Consider the following 19,167-nt stretch of genomic DNA (forward strand, 5'->3'; position numbering starts at 1 on the left):
CTCGGGTTTATAATGAAACAGAAATCTTGTTTCATTATTTTTCGTCAGCACGGCTTCAGCCATTGGGTGATTTTTGTTGGCGGGCAGCGCGTCATCCACGTTAAAATGTGCGTGATGTCAAAATTCTGTTACGTCAGCAGTGTAGAAAGCTTGCATAAATGGCGTAATAGAATGAGACTTTTGAAACGTTTCAGCGGAATTTTTTTGAAACGCCCTAACAATCGACACATTTTTTTCTCATAAAAGCTGAAACGATTCAATTTTCAGCAAGAGAGGAGTGCCATGTTCCAGTTGTCACAGCAAGATATTCATTTGGGCGCAGCGGCCAGTACTAAGCAGGAAGCTATCCAGCTTGTTGCTTCAGCACTGACCGAGGCCGGGTGCGTTAACGCAGGGTATGTCGACGGCATGCTCCAGCGTGAACAGCAAACATCCACCTATTTGGGAAGCGGTATTGCTATCCCTCACGGCACAACCGATACCCGCGATCTGGTATTGAAGACCGGGGTTCAAGTATTTCAATTTCCTCAGGGTATTTCCTGGGGTGAAGATCAAACCGCCTATGTGGTGTTGGGGATTGCAGCCCGTTCTGATGAACACCTTGCGCTGCTGCGTCAGCTGACCCACGTTCTGAGCGACGATCGCGTTGCAGCACGTTTGGCAAGCACAACGTCAGCGGAAGAACTACGTAGCCTGCTGATGGGCGAGCAGCAACTGGCGGAGTTCCGCTTTGATACCTCGCTGATTGCGCTGGATGTGGCGACCGATAATCTGTTGACGCTTCAGGCGCTGAACGCCGGCCGTCTTCAGCAGGTTGGTGCAGCAGACGCCAGCTTCGTCAGCACCGCAGTCAGCAGCAAGCCGCTGAATCTGGGGCAAGGTGTGTGGTTCAGCGATAGTGCTGTTGGTAACCTCAGCAGCGCGGCTGCGGTGGCGCGTCCGGCTACGCCTTTCAGCGTTGACGGCGAAAACGTGGCCTTACTGGTGACGGTAGCCGCGGCTGACGATCAGGCTTTCGCCCCGATCGATTACCTGAGCAACCTACTGATTGCGCAAAAAGCGGAACGTCTGCTGACGGCTGACGCACCGACGCTGCTGGCACTCTTGACCAGCGACGTACCAGAAGAAAGCGAAGTGCTGACTGCAGAGTTCACCATTCGCAACGAACACGGTCTGCATGCGCGTCCGGGAACGATGCTGGTGAACGTGATCAAACAGTTCAGTAGTGACATTACCGTCACCAACCTGGATGGCACAGGCAAACCGGCGAATGGCCGCAGCCTGATGAAAGTCGTCGCGCTTGGTGTGAAGAAAGGTCACAAATTGCGTTTCACCGCGAGCGGTAGCGATGCAGAACAAGCACTTGCCGCTATTGGCGACGCGATTACGTCCGGTTTGGGCGAGGGGGCAGCATGAGCAGGAGAGTAGCCACAATCACCCTGAATCCAGCTTATGACCTGGTTGGCTATTGCCCGGAAGTTGAGAAAGGCGAAGTCAATCTGGTTCAGACAGCGGGTCTGCACGCCGCAGGCAAAGGTATTAACGTTGCCAAGGTGCTGAAAGATCTCGGGATTGATGTCACGGTAGGTGGCTTTCTGGGTAAAGACAATCAGGATGGTTTTCAGCAATTGTTCAGCGAGCTGGGCATTGCCAACCGTTTCCAGGTTGTACCAGGACGTACGCGTATTAATGTCAAATTAACCGAAAAAGATGGCGACGTAACCGACTTCAACTTTTCCGGTTTTGAAGTGACCCAGCAGGACTGGCAGCGTTTCGTCAATGATTCGCTGAGCTGGCTGGGGCAATTCGACATGGTCGCGGTGAGCGGCAGTCTGCCTGCTGGCGTCGATCCTGATGCCTTTACCGATTGGATGTCGCGTCTGCGCACGCAGTGTCCTTGCATTATTTTCGACAGCAGCCGTGAAGCGCTGGTGGCGGGACTGAAAGCCTCTCCTTGGTTGGTGAAACCAAACCGCCGGGAGCTGGAGATATGGGCTGGGCGTAAATTACCTACGCTGGCTGATGTGGTGGATGCCGCCCACGCACTGCGTGAGCAGGGTATCGCGCATGTTGTGATCTCACTGGGTGCGGAAGGTGCACTGTGGGTGAATGCATCGGGTGCGTGGCGGGCTTTGCCACCGGCTTGTGATGTGGTAAGTACGGTAGGTGCGGGCGACTCCATGGTTGGGGGGTTGATTTATGGCTTATTAATGCGTGAGTCCAGTGAGCACACTCTGCGTTTGGCGACGGCGGTTTCAGCGCTGGCCGTCAGCCAAAGTAATGTTGGTATTACCGATCGTCCTCAGTTGGCCGCGATGATGGCGCGTGTCGACCTCAAACCCTTTAACTGATACAGCAGGAGATAAACAATGAAAACGCTGCTGATTTTGGATAAATCACTGGGCCTGGCGAGAAGCCAACTGGTGAAGAACCTACTCGGTGCTGCCGCTGCGAAAGCAGGGGTGACGTTTACAGAACAGGCTAACGACGCTGAACTGGCGATCGTTCTGGGTGCATCCGCCGCGGCGGACAGCGCACTGAATGGCAAGCAGGTTTATGTCGGTGATATCGAACTGGCTGTTTCGCAGCCGGACGCTTTCTTGGCGAAAGCGCAGGCTGACGCCACGGTCTATCAGGCTGCGGCGTCAGCTCCCGTTCAGCAGCCCGCAGTTGCCAAGCGTATTGTGGCGATAACGGCGTGCCCGACGGGCGTCGCGCACACGTTTATGGCAGCAGAAGCGATTGAAAGCGAAGCAAAAAAACGCGGCTGGTGGGTCAAAGTGGAAACGCGCGGCTCCGTTGGTGCGGGCAACGCCATTACCCCTGAAGAAGTGGAACAGGCCGATCTGGTGATCGTGGCTGCGGACATTGAAGTCGATCTGGCGAAGTTTGCTGGTAAGAAGATGTATCGTACCTCGACGGGGCTGGCACTGAAGAAGACGGCGCAGGAGTTAGATAAAGCGCAGGCTGAAGCGAAAGTGTACCAGCCGTCCGGGCAAGCTAGTGCGTCAAGCGCGAGCGAGTCTGGCCAGAAAGGTGGAGCAGGCCCGTACCGTCACCTGTTGACCGGCGTGTCTTATATGCTGCCGATGGTCGTGGCGGGTGGTTTGTGTATCGCCCTGTCGTTTGTTTTTGGTATCGAAGCCTTTAAACAGGAAGGTACACTGGCAGCAGCGCTGATGAAGATCGGTGGCGGTTCTGCCTTTGCGCTGATGGTGCCAGTATTAGCAGGCTATATCGCGTTCTCCATTGCGGATCGTCCAGGCTTAACGCCAGGTCTGGTTGGCGGGATGTTGGCGGTGAGTACGGGTGCAGGCTTCCTCGGTGGGATCATTGCCGGTTTCCTGGCGGGCTATATTGCCAGAGCAATCAACAATAAACTGATTCTACCGCAAAGTTTGACTGCGCTAAAACCGATCCTGATCATTCCGCTGTTCGCTACGCTAATCACCGGTCTCATCATGATTTACGTCGTTGGCACGCCAGTGGCGAAAATCCTGACTGGCCTGACAGGCTGGCTGCAATCCATGGGTACAGCGAATGCGGTGATTCTGGGTGCGATCCTGGGTGCTATGATGTGTACGGATATGGGCGGGCCAGTTAACAAGGTCGCTTACGTCTTCGGTACGACCTTGCTCAGTAGCCAGATTTACGCGCCGATGGCCGCCGTTATGGCAGCCGGTATGGTGCCACCGTTGGCAATGGGTCTGGCGACTGTACTGGCAAGCAAAAAATTCAACCCGACCGAACGTGAAGGGGGCAAAGCGGCGTTTGTACTGGGCCTGTGCTTTATCTCCGAAGGGGCGATTCCTTACGCGGCGCGTGACCCGATGCGCGTTCTGCCTTGCTGCATCATCGGTGGGGCACTGACTGGTGCGCTGTCAATGGCGGTGGGCGCTAAGTTGATGGCACCACACGGCGGTCTGTTCGTGCTGTTGATTCCTGGCGCGATTACCCCGGTTATCGGCTACCTGTTAGCGATCATTGCGGGTACTGCTGTCGCTGGCGTGCTGTACGCACTGCTGAAACGCTCTGATGAACAGCTGGCGAAAGTTGCGTAAGTTTGATCATCATCGTGAATAAAAAGTAATGCCATAACACAAGGATGTGGATGAGATAGCGCCAGTTGGTATTCACCATCTGGCGCTTTTTTTATGGGATGAAAACTAATTAGCATTGGGCTTCAGATTTGAGCCAGGCGATTTCGTCGGCCCAGATATCGGGGTTGATCGTTTCCAGAATCATCGGGATACCGTCAAAGCGGGCATCTTTCATGATATAGCTGAAAGCGGTTTTGCCGATATTGCCTTCTCCCAGACTATGGTGTCGGTCAACGCGGCTGGCGAACGTGCTTTTGGCATCATTCAAATGCATTCCGCGCAGATAGCGAAACCCAACAATGCGATCGAATTCAGCAAAAGTGGCTTCGCAATCGGCTTCTGTCCGCAGATCGTAGCCGCCAGCGAAGGCGTGACAGGTGTCGATACAGACGCCGACGCGGCTTTTATCTTCTACGCCATCGATGATGGCTGCCAGATGTTCAAAGCGGAAACCCAAATTACTGCCTTGCCCGGCGGTGTTTTCAATCACCGCGGTGACGCCGTCCGTTTCCGCCAGCGCGATGTTGATGGACTCGGCGATACGTGCCAGACAGTCAGCTTCCTCGATCTGCTTTAGATGGCTGCCGGGATGAAAATTCAGGAGACTTAGCCCAAGTTGTTGGCAACGGGACATTTCATCAATAAACGCGATGCGTGACTTTTCCAGCGCCTCGGCGTCCGGGTGACCCAGATTAATCAGATAGCTATCGTGGGGCAGAATCTGTGCTGACGTATACGCGTATTGCTCACAGGCGGCTTTAAAACGGTCGATGACCTCGGCGCTGAGCGGTGCAGCCTGCCATTGGCGCTGGTTCTTGGTAAATAACGCGAAAGCCGTCGCCTTTATCTCATGCGCGCGAATCACGGCCTGATCGACCCCGCCAGATGCGCTAACGTGCGCCCCGATGTATTTCATGTTGGTCTCCTTTGGTAACGGAGACATTATGGCATCGTCATGGCTCCGTCGGGCACGTTAATCAGACGTTAACAGGTAAATAATTTATCGTTAGCCGAATAAATGCTCGAAGAACAAATTGATGCCCGCACCGCCAACAACCAGCCAGAGAAACAGAATGAGTGCCAGCAGCAGCGGTTTTGCGCCGGCCTGACGGATGGCGCTGAATCGGGTTGTGAGCCCCAGCGCAACCATTGCCATGGTCAACAGCACATTATCGAGTTGTACCAGCTGCGTGACGAGCGTAGGTGAAAGTAGCTGGAAAGAATTGAAGGCCGCTACGGCGATAAACCCCAGTGCAAACCACGGAAACATCAGCGGAATCGCATCTTCCGCGTCACTTTTTTGCGTCGTTTTTTTCAGGTAAAACCCAAGAATGAGAAGAAAAGGGGCCAGCAGCATCACGCGCAGCATCTTGCTGATGACGGCGATGTTTTCCGTTGCACCATCAACGGCATGTCCGGCGGCAACAACCTGAGCGACTTCGTGTATCGTTGAGCCGAAGTACAGACCGACGATCTGTGGTGTGGCGTCAATCCAGTGATGTTCGAGATTGAGCTGATAGAGCCACGGATACAAAAACATCGCCGTCGTACCGAAAATCACCACGGTGGAAACGGAGACGGCAATCGCATTGCTGGATGCTTTGACAACCGGTGCGGTTGCCATGATCGCCGCCGCACCACAGATGCTGCTGCCAGCACCGATGAGCATCACGGTTTGATTGTCGAGTTTCAGCCAGCGTTTGCCTATCCAGCAGGCGAGTAAAAACGTCAGCGTGACGATAGTAAGATCGACCGCGACACCGGTAAAGCCAACGGCAGCAACCTGCTGAAAGCTGAGGCGAAAACCATAAAGTATGATGCCCCAGCGGAGTAAATGCTGTTTGGCCCACTGCACGCCAGGATCGCACAGCGGATGAATACGTGGATAAATGCTATTTCCGAGCACGATCCCAATCAGGATCGCCAATGTCAGCGAACCCGGACCCCAGTGGGCGATTTTCGGAATATTTGCCAGCCAGAGGAGCAAAAAAGTCATTAAACTTACTAACAACAGGCCGGGTAATCGCGCTTTTGCTCCATCGGGCGGGGCTATCGTGTGTAATGTCGCAGGAAGAGCCATGGATTGGGTGCCTATTCTGACCGTACCGAAAATTGAGAAGCCAGCTTATAATCCACGAGATTAAAAGAGAAATTGATTATATATTTATAACCTATAAGTATTTCAGATAAAGAGCGCACTATGCATATCACGTTACGTCAGCTGGAAGTCTTTGCCGAAGTCCTGAAAAGTGGTTCAACGACACAGGCCTCCGTTGTGCTTGCCCTGTCTCAATCGGCTGTCAGCGCGGCTCTGGCGGATTTAGAAGGGCAGTTGGGTGTTCAACTTTTCGACCGCGTGGGTAAACGTCTGGTGGTGAATGAGCATGGCCGCCTGCTGTATCCCAAGGCACTGGCACTGCTTGAACAGTCGATGGAAATTGAGCAACTGTTCCGGCGTGATAATGGGGCGCTGCGCGTGTATGCCAGCAGCACCATTGGCAACTATTTATTGCCTGCAATGATTGCCCGCTATCGCCATGACTATCCCGATATTCCGCTGGAACTGCATGTCGGCAATACCAAAGATGTGATCACGCGTGTATCTGAATTCAGTGTCGATTTGGGCTTGATCGAAGGGCCTTGCCATCACCCTGATTTGATTACGCAGCCCTGGCTGGAAGATGAGCTGGTGGTGTTTTGCTCCCCCGAACATCCGCTCAGCCGAGGCACGGTCTCATTAAGCGCGCTGGCGGATGCACACTGGATCCTGCGCGAGCGTGGTTCAGGCACGCGCGAAGTGCTGGATCATCTGCTGCTAACGCACCTGTCGCATTTCCATCTGGTGATGGAATTAGGTAATTCAGAGGCGATCAAACATGCGGTTCGCCACGGGATCGGCATTAGCTGCCTGTCGCGGCATGTCATTGCCGAGCAACTGGCGTCAGGCTCGCTGGTGGAGTTGAAGGTGCCGCTGCCTAAACTCACGCGGACACTGTATCTGGTTCATCACCGACAGAAACATCTTTCAAATGTGCTGCAGCGTTTCCTGAGTTATTGCTGCGAAATGCCATAGCGAAAATATTTTCTGCTGCTAATAATTGGGCGTGAGTTATTAACCTCTCTTATAACTCGACGATCTTAACTATTCAGCACAACGCTATTTGCTACAATCCCGCCTCGATTTTTAGCACGAGCATGCAGGATAACAATGGCTCAGCACGATATTCAACAAACAACACAGGGCACACCGACCCTGCGCCGTGAACTGAAAGCACGGCATTTAACGATGATCGCCATTGGCGGATCGATTGGCACCGGGTTATTTGTCGCATCTGGTGCGACGGTTTCACAAGCAGGTCCGGGCGGCGCACTTCTGTCTTATGCCCTGATTGGGCTGATGGTTTACTTTCTGATGACCAGCCTGGGCGAACTGGCGGCGTTCATGCCGGTTTCCGGTTCGTTCTCCAGCTACGGTTCCCGCTATGTAGAAGAAGGGTTTGGCTTCGCTCTGGGCTGGAACTACTGGTACAACTGGGCCGTGACCATCGCGGTCGATCTGGTGGCGGCGCAGTTGGTGATGGGATACTGGTTCCCCGATGTCTCCGGCTGGATCTGGAGTGCGTTGTTCCTCGCGCTGATGTTCCTGCTTAACTACATTTCCGTGAAAGGGTTTGGTGAGGCGGAATACTGGTTCTCACTGATTAAAGTGGTCACGGTCGTCATTTTCATTGCTGTTGGCGTGATGATGATTACGGGCATCATGAGCGGCGCGGAAAATGCCGGATTCCACAACTGGGAAATTGGCGATGCGCCGTTTGCTGGCGGCTTCTCTGCCATGATCGGTGTGGCGATGATCGTCGGCTTCTCTTTTCAGGGAACGGAGCTGATCGGCGTGGCGGCGGGGGAATCTCAGGAACCCAGCAAAAACATTCCGCGTGCCATCCGTCAGGTTTTCTGGCGCATTCTGTTGTTCTACATCTTCGCGATTCTGATTATCAGCTTAATCATTCCGTATACCGACCCGAACCTGCTGCGTAATGATGTCAAAGACATTACGGTGAGCCCGTTCACGCTGGTGTTTGAGAACGCAGGCCTGCTGTCGGCGGCGGCGGTCATGAACGCGGTTATCCTGACGGCGGTGCTGTCGGCGGGTAACTCTGGGATGTACGCCTCTACGCGTATGCTGTTTACGCTGGCATCGGAAGGTAAAGCGCCGCGCATTTTCGCCAGACTGTCAAAAGGCGGCGTGCCGCGTAATGCGCTGTACGCTACCACCGTGGTGGCGGCGCTGTGTTTCCTGTCTTCTTTATATGGTAACCAAACGGTTTACCTGTGGCTGCTGAATACCTCTGGTATGACGGGCTTTATTGCCTGGCTGGGGATCGCGATCAGCCATTACCGTTTCCGCCGTGGCTATGTTATGCAAGGTCACGATCTGAATCGCTTACCTTATTTATCAAGTTTCTTCCCGCTCGGGCCGATCTTCGCATTTGTGCTCTGTCTGATCATCACGCTGGGGCAGAATTATCAGGCGTTTCTGGAAGATAAAATCGACTGGTATGGCGTGACGGCAACGTACATCGGTATTCCGCTGTTCCTGCTGATTTGGTTCGGCTATAAGCTGTTCCGTGGAACGCGCTTTATCAAGTATCAGGATATGACGTACCCCGATCATAAAGACTAAATCGTAAGCACGCGGTTAACCGCTACTTTTTATCTGCCATTTCTTTTCACGCTGCTGATTGAATTTTCATCAGTGGCGTTTTTATTCGTAGTAATTTCTTTTTTATATACCTTTCTGATGGTTGCTTCCTGTTGAGTCTATTTATACGGCGAAAAATGTGCTCAATATTATGATCTTCGTCTACTTCCTATCTTCAACGGCATGGCATCATTTTTGCCGTTTTTTTCGTGAATGTATTCTTTCTGATTAGCAACGGTGCGTAGTTTTGATCCGTTATTAATTGTTTTTGTGATATTTCTGAATACCGTGTCTAACAATGTCGATGAATGAAATTCACTATATTAGGTATTGTTAATTGCTTTAATGCTGACTACGCTTCACGTTACGGAGTGATGGATTTCCGATGAGGCAGGAAGTGTAACGTCATTAATACGTTCGTTGTCTTGTGTCATACAGAGAATTTAATTCATTATTTTTGTATGAGAATACCTGTCGTGATTGCCGACTGCGGAACCCTTGATATCTGCAAGCGGAAATCAGTGTATGAATAGCAACCAGGGCACGATGATGTTAAAAATTACCTTTTTGGATAAAGGCTCACTGCCTGAAACCATTTTCCTGAAAAAGACGAGTTTTAGGCGTCCACAGTGCCGCCATGAATGGATTGAATATAACTATACCTCGCCCGATCACGTTATCGCCCGAGCAAAAGACACCCACATTATCATCACGAATAAAGCCCTATTAACGCGAGACACCCTGGTCGCGTTGCCTGCGTTGAAGCTGATTGCCGTGACGGCAACGGGCACCGACAATATCGATCTCGTTGCTGCCAAAGAACTGGGTATCACGGTTAAAAATGTACCTGGCTACTCGACGCAAGCCGTATCCGAGCACGTGATTGCCATGATTTTTGCGCTAAAGCACAGCCTGATGGCGTGGTATCGCGATCAACTGGGCGATCGCTGGGCTAGCCAGTCGCAATTTGCTTATTTTGATCATCCGGTCAAGGACATCGCTGGTGCTACGCTGGGTATCATCGGTGCGGGTACGATTGGGCGGGAAGTCGCACGTCTGGCGCAGGCGCTGGGGATGAAGGTGATTTTTGCCGAGCACCGGGGAGCTTCATCGTGTCGTGCTGGGTATCTGCCGTTTGAAGACGTTCTGCGGTTGGCTAATGTGATTTCACTCAACTGCCCGCTCAATGAGAGCACTCAGCATCTGATTAATGCCGAGACGCTCGCACTGTGTAAGCCTACCGCATTTATTATTAACACGGCCAGAGGCGGGCTGATTGATGAGCACGCGCTGGCAGATGCTTTGCAGCAGCGCGTCATTGCCGGTGCTGCGCTAGACTGCCTGACGCAGGAACCGCCAGCAAAAGACAATCCATTGATGGTTGCGGCGAAAACCCTGCCTACTCTTCTGATTACTCCACATATCTCCTGGACATCCGCCTCATCGCTGCAATTACTGATGGAAAAGACGATTGAAAATATTGATGAGTATGCTCAGCAGAACGGATATAAATAACGTGTAGTTTGATTTCACTGGGTATGACGGAATATTGCTCGGTAGCGGAATGATGATATTCATCAATTTTAATTGATTATCAAAATTGAACGTTTCATCGGATTGCATCTTTCCCTGTCGATGATCTCTGTCGCTCTCACTATATCGTCAGGGAATGAAAGTGGCACACGTCGGATCTAAAGTGAGAACGTTATTATTTGTGATTATTCCGAATCAGGCTTGATGGTATGAGGGAATATTTATTTCTTAATAATAACGGAAGTAAATAATAGAACGAATGCAGCGATAGTTATTGGTGGCAAAAAACGAGGTAATCAGGGACGGCGTGGATAGAGGCGTTATGAATTCGCCCCGAATTCGGATGACCGGGGCGGAAGTGAGATGTGTCAGCGCTTCTGGATATACGTCATGGCTAGTGCGAGTGCCAGAACCAGGCCTTTGATGATATCCATCGCGTAATAAGGCACGGAGAGCATTACCAGTCCATTCTGCAAGACGCCAAGAATAACGGCACCGAGCAGCGTACCCAGCGCGTTCGGCTTGCCGGATCCCGCCAGCGAGAAGCCAATGTAGGCCGCAGCAACGGCATCCATCAAATAGCCGCCCCCGGCATTGACCTGCGAAGAGCCGATGCGCGATGCCAGCAAGATACCGCCCAGCGCCGCGAGTAGTGACGAAAACACATATGCTTGTACCCGATAACGCGCCGTGCGAATGCCCGCCAGTCGTGCGGCTTCTGGGTTGCCGCCGATGGCGTACATCCGGCGACCGTGTTTGGTAAGGGACAGATACAGTTGTACCAGTACCGTTACCGCCAGCATGATGACAACAATGACCGGTACCTGACCTAGCGTGGCAAAGAATTCAGGAATGACGCCTTCCGCCATTTCGCCGCTAGGCAGCACCATGTTCTGCGTGATGGAACCGCCATAGCTGTAGGTCATCGCCACGCCCTGAATGACGAACAGGCTGGCGAGGGTCGCCAGCATATCGGGAATCTTCAACACGACGATGAGGAAGGCGTTGAATAGCCCGACCAGCGTACACAGCAGCAGCGTCAGGATAATCGCGCCGGTGGTGCCGAATCCATGCCAGACGAAAAGCGAGATAACCAGCGCATTAGCCAGCGAGGCCGTCGATCCCACGGAAAGATCGAATCCGCCTACGGACAGCGAAATGGAGACGCCAATAGCAATCACCGTAACGATGGCGATAGAGCGCAAAATATTGATGATGTTATACGGGTCGAGAAAATTCTCCGACGCCAGCCCGAAAAGGGCAATCAGCGCAACAACTGTGATCAGCATCCCCCACTTATAGAGAAACTCGAAAACGTGGTGACGGAAGGGGAGCGCCCCGTTAGATGAAAGTGGGTGACTCACGCGGGAGTTCCTCCAGTTGAATATAAAAGTAGGGTTTCTTCGTCAATCTCAGCCGCATTCAGCTCTGCGACAATGCGGCCGTCCCATAGCACGCAGATGCGATCGCAGAGCCCGACAAGTTCGGAGAACTCGCCCGACGCATAAATAATGCCTTTACCCTGACGGGCGAGGCCGTCAATCAGGGTGAACAAGTCCTGTTTGGCCTTGATATCCACGCCTTTGGTGGGTTCGTCAAAAATCAAAACCTGTGCTTCACTGCGCAGCCACTTGCCGATAGCGACTTTCTGCTGATTCCCACCCGACAGGCGCGCCAGCTTTTGCGCCGGACCGGTGGTGCGAACTGCCAGCCGTTCAACGATCTGTTTTGCCCAGCGCAATGCTTTGCCACGACTGAATACACTCCAACGTGAAAAGCTATCGGTGGCGGTGATGCTGAGATTCATGGTGACAGATTCATCAATAAAAATGCCTTCTTTGCGCCGCTCTTCAGGAACCAGCGCTAGACCCTGTTCGACGGACCGGTGCGGCGAATGTGGTCGCCAGGGTTTACCACGATATTCTCCCTGCGCGATCTGGCAGGGCTCCGCGCCGAACAGCGCTTTACATAGCTCGGTTTTCCCCGCACCAGCCAGCCCGGCAATGCCCAGAATTTCCCCTTTGCGCAGCGTGAGAGAAATATTGTGCAACAGCGTTTCGTCGTGCAAACCCGTAACCTGAAGCAGCGTCTCTGCGGCAGGTGTCGCTCGGCGCGGTGGGAAGATATCGTCAAGCCGGTGCCCCAGCATTCTCTCTACGATCGCTTCCCCGCTGAGTCCCTGCATCGCCCCGCTGCTGACAAACTCGCCGTCACGCAGAACGGTCAACGTATCGCAGATTTCGCTCAACTCATGAATACGGTGGGAAATAAACACGATCCCGATGCCATCGGCCTGTAAACGGCGTACCACCTCGAAGAGGCGCGCGCTTTCGGCCTGATCCAACGGGGCGGTGGGTTCATCCAGAATCAGGAAGCGACATTCGTGAGATAACGCGCGGGCGAGCAGAATTTGCTGTTTCTCAGCGAGCGAGCAGGTATCCAGCCGTTGGCGAACATTAAGGTGAACGCCAAGCTGATCGAGTAGCGTCTGTGCCTGACGGTAGATCTGTGGCCAACTCAGCAGATGTCCGTCCTGCGCCAGCGTATCCAGCATAATATTTTCCGCCACGGACAGCGTGGGGACCAACGCAACATCGACTTCCTGCTGCACCAGATGAATGCCGTATCGCTTGGCATCACGCGGGGAATGGACATCGACCTGCTTACCATTAATCAGAATGTCGCCCTGATAGTGATCGTAAGCGCCCGATAAGATCGTCATCAGCGTGGATTTACCCGCGCCGTTTGCGCCAGTCAGGGCATGAATCGAACCACCTTCCAGTGTGAAATTAACCTGCTTGAGGGCGTGGAAACCAGAAAAGGAGATGGAAATATTGTGCATTTCCAGTCGGCTTTGGGAGGTAGGAATCATGGTCGGTAACGCTCTTGGCGGTCAGGGTCATGAAATAACGGAAAAGAAAGGTAGCACATATCCCAGAGAATTTAATACAGCTTCAAGTGTTTGAGAGTTATTGGCTATGAACGAAAAGGCATAAATTAAATAAAAAAGTTCTTAAGCTGGCGCAGGCAAGTGAATAAGATGGGGTTATCAATAGGGTAGCGCAGCAGATTCATCTATTAGACAAACATAAGATAAGATCCGTGTTCAAGAGAGGACGCGGCGAGGAAGATTCAAACATGCACACAACGACAGTCCGCGTACAGGTTGGCCCTGCTAACTATTTCTCTTTCTCTGGCGCTATCGATAAGCTGCTGGAATTTTATCCATCAGACGTGCTGAAAAACGCGCTGTGGATCTACGGCGAGCGGGCGATTGCCGCGGCTCGACCCTATTTACCGGCCGAATTCGATGCGCCTTCAGCCCGTCGCGTGCAGTTTGGTGCGCATTGTAGCGAAGGGGAAGTCGCAAAACTGGTGGCGCAGGCGGGCGATGAATGTCAGGTTGTCATTGGCGTCGGCGGCGGGGCGGTGCTGGATACCGCGAAGGTCGCCGCGCGTCATATCGGTGTCCCACTGGTCGCTATCCCGACCATTGCGGCGACCTGTGCAGCCTGGACGCCGCTGTCCGTGTGGTATAACGATGCCGGACAGGCGCTGCGCTTCGAGATTTTCACTGATGCTAACCATCTGGTGCTGGTGGAACCGCGGATTATGCTGGCGGCACCGGTGGAATACTTACTGGCTGGCGTCGGCGATACGCTGGCGAAGTGGTATGAAGCTGTCGTTCTCAGCCCCCAGCCAGAAACGCTGCCGCTTTCTGTTCGGCTGGGCTTACAGGCCGCGCTGGATATCCGCAATGTGTTGCTACAACAAAGTGCGGCAGCGCTAGAAGCCGTTGAGCGTGGTGAACTGACGCAGGATTTTCTGGATGTCGTAGATGCGATCATTGCCGGTGGCGGCATGGTTGGCGGGTTGGGTGAGCGCTATACCCGCGTGGCGGCGGCGCATGCCGTGCATAACGGTTTAACGGTGTTGCCACAAACTGAGCGCTTCCTGCACGGCACCAAGGTGGCTTATGGCATTCTGGTGCAAAGCGCGTTACTGGGCGATAGCGACACGTTGCACCAGTTAAAGGCGGCGTTTAAGGCGTTCGGTTTGCCGACCACACTCGCCGCACTGGACGTGGATATTCACGATCGCGCCGCGCTTCAGGCGGTTATTGCCCGCACCTTGCAGGCGGGGGAATCCATTCATTATTTGCCGTTGACGCTCAATGAAGACGTCCTGCTGGCGGCGTTTAACACCGTTGAGTCTATTGGGGAATAACCGGGTAGAAAGCGAAGGGCGGAGAGTATTCTCCGCCCTAAAGGCTATTATTTATCTTTAAAAACTAGGGATCTTTATCTTCAAAAACTACTGCGTTTTCTCATAGGGGAATGAATTTTTGATAAAGCTGGCGTAGTAACGGTATTTCGTCTTACTTGCCATCAGTTCTTCATAAATCATGCGTGCGACGCCGCTATAGAGGTAAATGCTCCCATTCAGCATTTCGACTTCTAACTGACTTTTTTCTGCATCGTATCCGACTGAAAACAACTCTGTTGATGAAACTCGTTTTCTCTGCAAAATTAATCACTCCCAACGTGTCAATGCCGCATCCTGACGGTATACCACCTTTTGGCTATAGCGTGTTATAGCTCGAAATATATCGGGGGTAAACTGCAGCATATCGTTATTAGTTCATGAATAATCAGTAAACGCTCACAGAATTCTTGCTCTGTCGTCCAGCGACCTGCGTTGTTTGTCCTTGTCGATGAGGAGGTATCCCGATCGGATTGTTAATCCTGAGCGAGGGCTCGCTGAAAAGCTGGCTGGCTTTCTATCCGCTCAATGTATTGCTTGATGTGCGGGTAGTGACTGAAATCCAAACGTGTTTTCGCCAAAACTAGCAGGACGGCCATTTGTATATCGGCACCGCTGAGCGACGCTCCCGCAAACCAGTCTTGTTTACTCAAATGCTGTTCGATGAACTGAAGCTGTGTCGTCAGCCGCGGCACAATAAAGGCCTGCTCGATGCTGCGCACAATTTTGCGTGCAATGGGGCGGATGAAAAATGGCATCGGTGCGGATTCTGTTTTCGCTAAGACTAAACGCATCACCAGCAGCGGCATGAATGAACCTTCCGCAAAATGCAGCCAGAAGCGATAGTCCAGCAGTGCTTGTCCGCTCTGTGGGCGGAGCCTGCCGTTGCCGTAAGTCTCAATCAGGTATTCCACGATGGCCCCGGATTCGGCAATCGTGAGTTCACCATCGGTAATCACTGGCGATTTCCCTAACGGGTGGATTTGTTTGAGTGATGCGGGAGCGCTAAACGTTTTTGGGTCACGCACGTAGCGAATGATTTCATAGTCAACGCCCAGCTCTTCCAGCAGCCAGGTTACGCGGGTCGAACGGGATTTTTCGAGGTGATGAACGTGTATCATCAAGATTTCCTTTTTTTCTTTTTTTATCCGTCATGCCGCAGGTGCGCTTATGTCTTTCAGGGATTATGACGATGGAGTAGAGAAAATGCGCTCAGGAGATTCCTGAGCGCGGCGCTCAATAAGATAAGCATAGCAACATTATTCGACGTGCTGTTCTTCCAATCACTATTCTTCCAATAAATAGCGGGCGTGGAAGCGCAGATGATCTTCGATAAAACTGGCGATAAAGAAATAGCTGTGGTCATAGCCAGACTGTGTCCGCAGCGTCAGCGGCCAGTCATACTGGCTTGCGAGGGCTTCCAGTTTCGCCGGTTGCAACTGATCGGGGAGGAACTGATCGCAATCGCCCTGATCGACCAGTATGGGCAGCTTCTTCTGGCTATTTACCAGCAAATGGCAACTGTCATACTGCAACCACTGCGTTTCATCCTCACCGAGGTAGGCGGTCAGCGCCTTGCGTCCCCAGGGAACCTGACTTGGGTTAACGATCGGGGCGAACGCTGACGCAGACTGGAATTGATCCGGGTTGCGTAGCGCCAGCATCAGCGCGCCGTGGCCGCCCATCGAATGCCCACTGATGGACTGACGACGATTCACGTTAAAATGCTGCTGGATTAACGCTGGTAATTCACTGCTGATGTAGTCATACATCCGGTAGTGTGCCGCCCAGGGTGCCTGCGTGGCATTCACGTAGAATCCCGCCCCCTGACCCAGATCGTATCCCACGTCGTCTGCTACGCCATCGCCGCGCGGGCTAGTGTCTGGCATGACCAGCACCAGACCCAGTTCGGAGGCAACGCGCTGCGCACCGGCTTTCGTCGTAAAATTTTCGTCGTTGCAGGTTAACCCAGACAGCCAGTAAAGCACGGGCGGCGGCGTGTCATCCTGTGTCGGCGGCAGATAAATACTGAACGTCATTGCGGTGTTCAGCGTTTCCGACACATGGCGGTAGCGCTGTTGCCAGCCGCCAAACATACGGTGTTCTTCCAGCAGTTCCAGTGATGAAGTCATCGCTGTACAGCCTCCTTTATTCTGTTCCTGACAGTAGCGCAATTAACCGAAATGAATCACAGATCGAATCGATTTGCCTTCGTGCATTAAATCAAATGCCGTGTTGATCTCGTCCAGCCCCATGGTGTGGGTGATGAAGTCATTCAGCGGGAATTCGCCTTTCAGGTAACGATCGACAATGCCTGGCAGTTCGCTACGGCCTTTCACGCCGCCGAAAGCAGAACCGCGCCATACGCGACCCGTCACCAGTTGGAACGGACGCGTGGCGATTTCTTCACCTGCACCCGCTACGCCGATGATGATGGATTCACCCCAGCCTTTATGACAGCACTCTAGCGCGGAACGCATGACATTGACGTTACCGATACACTCGAAGGAGAAGTCCACGCCGCCATCGGTCAGTTCAACGATGACGTCCTGAATCGGCTTATCGTAATCTTTCGGGTTGATCAGATCGGTCGCACCCAGTTTACGCGCCAGATCGAATTTGCTGGTGTTGAGATCGATACCGATGATGCGTCCCGCACCTGCCATTTGCGCACCGATAATCGCCGACAGACCAATGCCGCCGAGGCCGAAAATCGCAACGGTATCGCCCGCTTTCACTTTTGCGGTATTCAGCACGGCGCCCATACCGGTGGTAACGCCACAGCCCAGCAGGCAAACTTCTTCCAGTGGTGCTTCTTTATTCACTTTCGCCAGCGAAATTTCAGGCACAACGGTGTGCTCTGCGAAGGTAGAGGTGCCCATGTAATGGAAAATCGGCTGGCCATTTTTGGAGAAGCGAGTCGTACCGTCCGGCATCAGGCCTTTACCCTGCGTGGAACGAATAGCCTGACACAGGTTGGTTTTACCAGAGCGACAGAATTTACATTCGCCACATTCTGGGGTGTAAAGCGGAATAACGTGATCGCCAACGGCAACGCTGGTCACGCCTTCCCCGATGGCTTCGACAATCCCGCCGCCTTCATGACCAAGAATCGCCGGGAACACGCCTTCAGGATCTTTGCCGGACAGCGTGTAGGCATCCGTGTGGCATACGCCAGTTGCGACGATGCGCACCAATACTTCACCTTTCTGCGGTGGCATCAGATCCACTTCTTCAACCGACAGTGGCTGGTTGGGACCCCAGGCGATAGCGGCACGGGTTTTAATCATTTGCATGGTGGAGGCTCCTAATGGCATTCCGTTATGGGTGGTAAATTGAATGACAGGACGTGGTATTCATCACGGCGTCGTCCTGTCTTGAAAATGGCTGCTCAGAGAAAATAATGGGTTCATTCCGACTGAGCGGGTGGTTCAATAATGCTGCCCTGTTCAATAATGAGCTTTTTAAGCGCCTCGACATTCGGGCCGAAGGCGTCACGTCGCCAGACAAGCCAGGTGGGCGCGGCGGCGATGTCGGGTGGTAATTCATGCACCTGAACGCGTGTGCCTGCGGGCAGTGATTCGAGGACGGCATACGGGAGCATGGCGAGTCCGGCACCGCTGGCTACACAGGCAAGCATGGCGTGGTATGAGTGGATTTCCATGATCGTGCCGGGCACCACGCCATCCTGCCGGAACCAGTTCTCAAGGCGCTTTCTATAGGAACAACTGGGGCGGAAGGCAAACAGCGTATCGTGGCTGGCATCCCGCGCATGGGTAATCGGCGCGTGCGTCGTGTCAGATATCAGCACGAGTCGTTCCGTAAAACACGAACAGCCATTCAGCTCATCGTAGACAACGGGGCCATCGACTAACGCTGCCGCTAATGTTCCCGCGCGCACGCGCTCAATGATTTCCCCGGATGTACCGGTATTCAGGGACAGCGAAACATTGGGGTAACGCTGATGGTAAGCCGCTAATAGCGTAGGCAAACGGGTTGCCGCGGTACTTTCCATCGAACCGAGCGCGAAATTACCGGCGGGTTCCCCCGTGCGTGTCATGCTGATCGCTTCCTCACTAAGTGCCAGAATGCGCTGTGCATAACATAAGAAATTGTGGCCAATAGGGGACAGGCGCAGGCGCTGCTTCTCACGGATAAACAGATCGGTGCCCAGTTCTTGTTCCAACTGACGCAGCCGTGTGGTCAGATTTGAAGGAACCCGATGAAGCTGTTCTGCTGCACGCGCGACGGAGCCCGTTTCGGCGACGAGACAGAACATGCGGAGCTGGGTCAAATCCATATCTTTCTCTTTTCGTAATGAACTGATGCTTGATTATTCATTTTTTGTGAAGTGTAGCGTCAAGCAGCGCATTTCGCAACTGGCTTACGCTAGGCTGATGTGAACGTAACGTAAACCCAGTGCAATGGTATGTACTCTGAATGATAAAAATAACAGACGTAATTATCATCAGGATTAATATCTGGGTATGGGGTAAAGCGAAGAAAGCGATAAAATGTGCGTAGCCTAAATTAATAGCACCAAAAGTAATGATTGCCGTGAAGAAGGTC

16 protein-coding genes are annotated in these 19,167 nt (G+C 52.9%); 7 read left to right on the forward strand and 9 right to left on the reverse strand.

Features of this window, described 5'->3' with window-relative positions:
* The first annotated feature begins 282 nt into the window (after positions 1-282).
* The 3 genes from fruB to fruA are packed head-to-tail and all read left to right on the forward strand — an operon-like array spanning position 283 to position 4,061.
* Positions 283-1,416: a fused PTS fructose transporter subunit IIA/HPr protein gene (gene fruB / locus H0248_RS11740; protein ID WP_039500622.1), complete on the forward strand. Its 1,134-nt coding sequence runs from the start codon at positions 283-285 to the stop codon at positions 1,414-1,416.
* A complete protein-coding gene (gene fruK, locus H0248_RS11745) occupies positions 1,413-2,351 on the forward strand; it encodes a 1-phosphofructokinase (protein WP_014699594.1) in 939 nt (312 codons plus the stop codon). Before fruB ends, fruK begins: the two co-directional genes overlap by 4 nt.
* Before the next feature lie 18 nt (positions 2,352-2,369).
* Positions 2,370-4,061 (forward strand): PTS fructose transporter subunit IIBC, encoded by a 1,692-nt coding sequence (gene fruA, locus H0248_RS11750; protein WP_180786069.1) that lies wholly within the window; start codon positions 2,370-2,372, stop codon positions 4,059-4,061.
* A gap of 109 nt (positions 4,062-4,170) precedes the next feature.
* Here the strand turns inward: fruA and nfo are convergent, their stop codons facing one another.
* The gene (gene nfo / locus H0248_RS11755) at positions 4,171-5,016 is read right to left on the reverse strand and encodes a deoxyribonuclease IV (RefSeq protein WP_039514553.1); all 846 of its coding nucleotides are present in this window, start codon (positions 5,014-5,016) and stop codon (positions 4,171-4,173) included.
* 90 nt (positions 5,017-5,106) lie between these two features.
* On the reverse strand, positions 5,107-6,180 hold the full coding sequence (locus tag H0248_RS11760; RefSeq protein ID WP_180786070.1) for a YeiH family protein: 1,074 nt from the start codon (positions 6,178-6,180) through the stop codon (positions 5,107-5,109).
* A gap of 120 nt (positions 6,181-6,300) precedes the next feature.
* Between H0248_RS11760 and yieE the strand changes: the two genes are divergently transcribed.
* The 3 genes from yieE (at position 6,301) to H0248_RS11775 (ending at position 10,317) form a co-directional block, all read left to right on the forward strand.
* The gene (yieE, locus tag H0248_RS11765; protein WP_180786071.1) at positions 6,301-7,173 is read left to right on the forward strand and encodes a DNA-binding transcriptional regulator YeiE; all 873 of its coding nucleotides are present in this window, start codon (positions 6,301-6,303) and stop codon (positions 7,171-7,173) included.
* Positions 7,174-7,308: 135 nt separating this feature from the next.
* Positions 7,309-8,784, forward strand: coding sequence for an amino acid permease (locus H0248_RS11770; RefSeq protein ID WP_180786072.1), 1,476 nt, complete (start codon positions 7,309-7,311; stop codon positions 8,782-8,784).
* Positions 8,785-9,327: 543 nt separating this feature from the next.
* Entirely contained in the window at positions 9,328-10,317 is a 990-nt protein-coding gene (locus H0248_RS11775; protein WP_180786073.1) for a 2-hydroxyacid dehydrogenase, read from the forward strand.
* 386 nt (positions 10,318-10,703) lie between these two features.
* Here the strand turns inward: H0248_RS11775 and H0248_RS11780 are convergent, their stop codons facing one another.
* Both H0248_RS11780 and H0248_RS11785 read right to left on the reverse strand, forming a co-directional pair.
* Positions 10,704-11,624 carry an ABC transporter permease gene (locus H0248_RS11780; protein WP_219609131.1) on the reverse strand — a complete coding sequence of 307 codons (921 nt, stop codon included), beginning with the start codon at positions 11,622-11,624 and terminating at the stop codon, positions 10,704-10,706.
* A gap of 71 nt (positions 11,625-11,695) precedes the next feature.
* Positions 11,696-13,207 (reverse strand): sugar ABC transporter ATP-binding protein, encoded by a 1,512-nt coding sequence (locus tag H0248_RS11785; protein ID WP_180786074.1) that lies wholly within the window; start codon positions 13,205-13,207, stop codon positions 11,696-11,698.
* Between the two features lie 266 nt (positions 13,208-13,473).
* On the opposite strand from H0248_RS11785, the gene H0248_RS11790 reads away from it, so the two are divergent.
* Positions 13,474-14,562 (forward strand): oxidoreductase, encoded by a 1,089-nt coding sequence (locus H0248_RS11790; RefSeq protein WP_180786075.1) that lies wholly within the window; start codon positions 13,474-13,476, stop codon positions 14,560-14,562.
* A gap of 87 nt (positions 14,563-14,649) precedes the next feature.
* Here H0248_RS11790 and H0248_RS11795 read toward each other — a convergent pair whose 3' ends face one another.
* From H0248_RS11795 to ptrR, 5 genes are all read right to left on the reverse strand, one after another.
* The gene (locus H0248_RS11795; protein WP_180786076.1) at positions 14,650-14,862 is read right to left on the reverse strand and encodes a KTSC domain-containing protein; all 213 of its coding nucleotides are present in this window, start codon (positions 14,860-14,862) and stop codon (positions 14,650-14,652) included.
* A gap of 212 nt (positions 14,863-15,074) precedes the next feature.
* Positions 15,075-15,719, reverse strand: a complete 645-nt coding sequence (locus H0248_RS11800) for a glutathione S-transferase family protein (protein ID WP_180786077.1) — start codon at positions 15,717-15,719, stop codon at positions 15,075-15,077.
* A 165-nt stretch (positions 15,720-15,884) separates the two neighbouring features.
* On the reverse strand, positions 15,885-16,730 hold the full coding sequence (gene fghA, locus H0248_RS11805) for an S-formylglutathione hydrolase (RefSeq protein WP_180786078.1): 846 nt from the start codon (positions 16,728-16,730) through the stop codon (positions 15,885-15,887).
* Positions 16,731-16,772: 42 nt separating this feature from the next.
* A complete protein-coding gene (locus H0248_RS11810) occupies positions 16,773-17,894 on the reverse strand; it encodes an S-(hydroxymethyl)glutathione dehydrogenase/class III alcohol dehydrogenase (protein ID WP_010294737.1) in 1,122 nt (373 codons plus the stop codon).
* 113 nt (positions 17,895-18,007) lie between these two features.
* Positions 18,008-18,898, reverse strand: a complete 891-nt coding sequence (gene ptrR, locus H0248_RS11815) for a putrescine utilization regulator PtrR (protein WP_180786079.1) — start codon at positions 18,896-18,898, stop codon at positions 18,008-18,010.
* Between the last annotated feature and the right edge of the window lie 269 nt (positions 18,899-19,167).

It is taken from the genome of Pectobacterium brasiliense, from assembly GCF_013449685.1.
GTDB lineage: Bacteria > Pseudomonadota > Gammaproteobacteria > Enterobacterales > Enterobacteriaceae > Pectobacterium > Pectobacterium brasiliense_A.

What these genes read in the sequence shown, in the direction of transcription:
- fruB (WP_039500622.1), top strand. Translation starts at nt 283, where the DNA reads ATGTTCCAGTTGTCACAGCAAGATATTCATTTGGGCGCAGCGGCCAGT.
- fruK (WP_014699594.1), top strand. Translation starts at nt 1,413, where the DNA reads ATGAGCAGGAGAGTAGCCACAATCACCCTGAATCCAGCTTATGACCTG.
- fruA (WP_180786069.1), top strand. Translation starts at nt 2,370, where the DNA reads ATGAAAACGCTGCTGATTTTGGATAAATCACTGGGCCTGGCGAGAAGC.
- nfo (WP_039514553.1), bottom strand. Translation starts at nt 5,016, where the DNA reads ATGAAATACATCGGGGCGCACGTTAGCGCATCTGGCGGGGTCGATCAG.
- H0248_RS11760 (WP_180786070.1), bottom strand. Translation starts at nt 6,180, where the DNA reads ATGGCTCTTCCTGCGACATTACACACGATAGCCCCGCCCGATGGAGCA.
- yieE (WP_180786071.1), top strand. Translation starts at nt 6,301, where the DNA reads ATGCATATCACGTTACGTCAGCTGGAAGTCTTTGCCGAAGTCCTGAAA.
- H0248_RS11770 (WP_180786072.1), top strand. Translation starts at nt 7,309, where the DNA reads ATGGCTCAGCACGATATTCAACAAACAACACAGGGCACACCGACCCTG.
- H0248_RS11775 (WP_180786073.1), top strand. Translation starts at nt 9,328, where the DNA reads ATGAATAGCAACCAGGGCACGATGATGTTAAAAATTACCTTTTTGGAT.
- H0248_RS11780 (WP_219609131.1), bottom strand. Translation starts at nt 11,624, where the DNA reads ATGCTGATCACAGTTGTTGCGCTGATTGCCCTTTTCGGGCTGGCGTCG.
- H0248_RS11785 (WP_180786074.1), bottom strand. Translation starts at nt 13,207, where the DNA reads ATGATTCCTACCTCCCAAAGCCGACTGGAAATGCACAATATTTCCATC.
- H0248_RS11790 (WP_180786075.1), top strand. Translation starts at nt 13,474, where the DNA reads ATGCACACAACGACAGTCCGCGTACAGGTTGGCCCTGCTAACTATTTC.
- H0248_RS11800 (WP_180786077.1), bottom strand. Translation starts at nt 15,719, where the DNA reads ATGATACACGTTCATCACCTCGAAAAATCCCGTTCGACCCGCGTAACC.
- fghA (WP_180786078.1), bottom strand. Translation starts at nt 16,730, where the DNA reads ATGACTTCATCACTGGAACTGCTGGAAGAACACCGTATGTTTGGCGGC.
- H0248_RS11810 (WP_010294737.1), bottom strand. Translation starts at nt 17,894, where the DNA reads ATGCAAATGATTAAAACCCGTGCCGCTATCGCCTGGGGTCCCAACCAG.
- ptrR (WP_180786079.1), bottom strand. Translation starts at nt 18,898, where the DNA reads ATGGATTTGACCCAGCTCCGCATGTTCTGTCTCGTCGCCGAAACGGGC.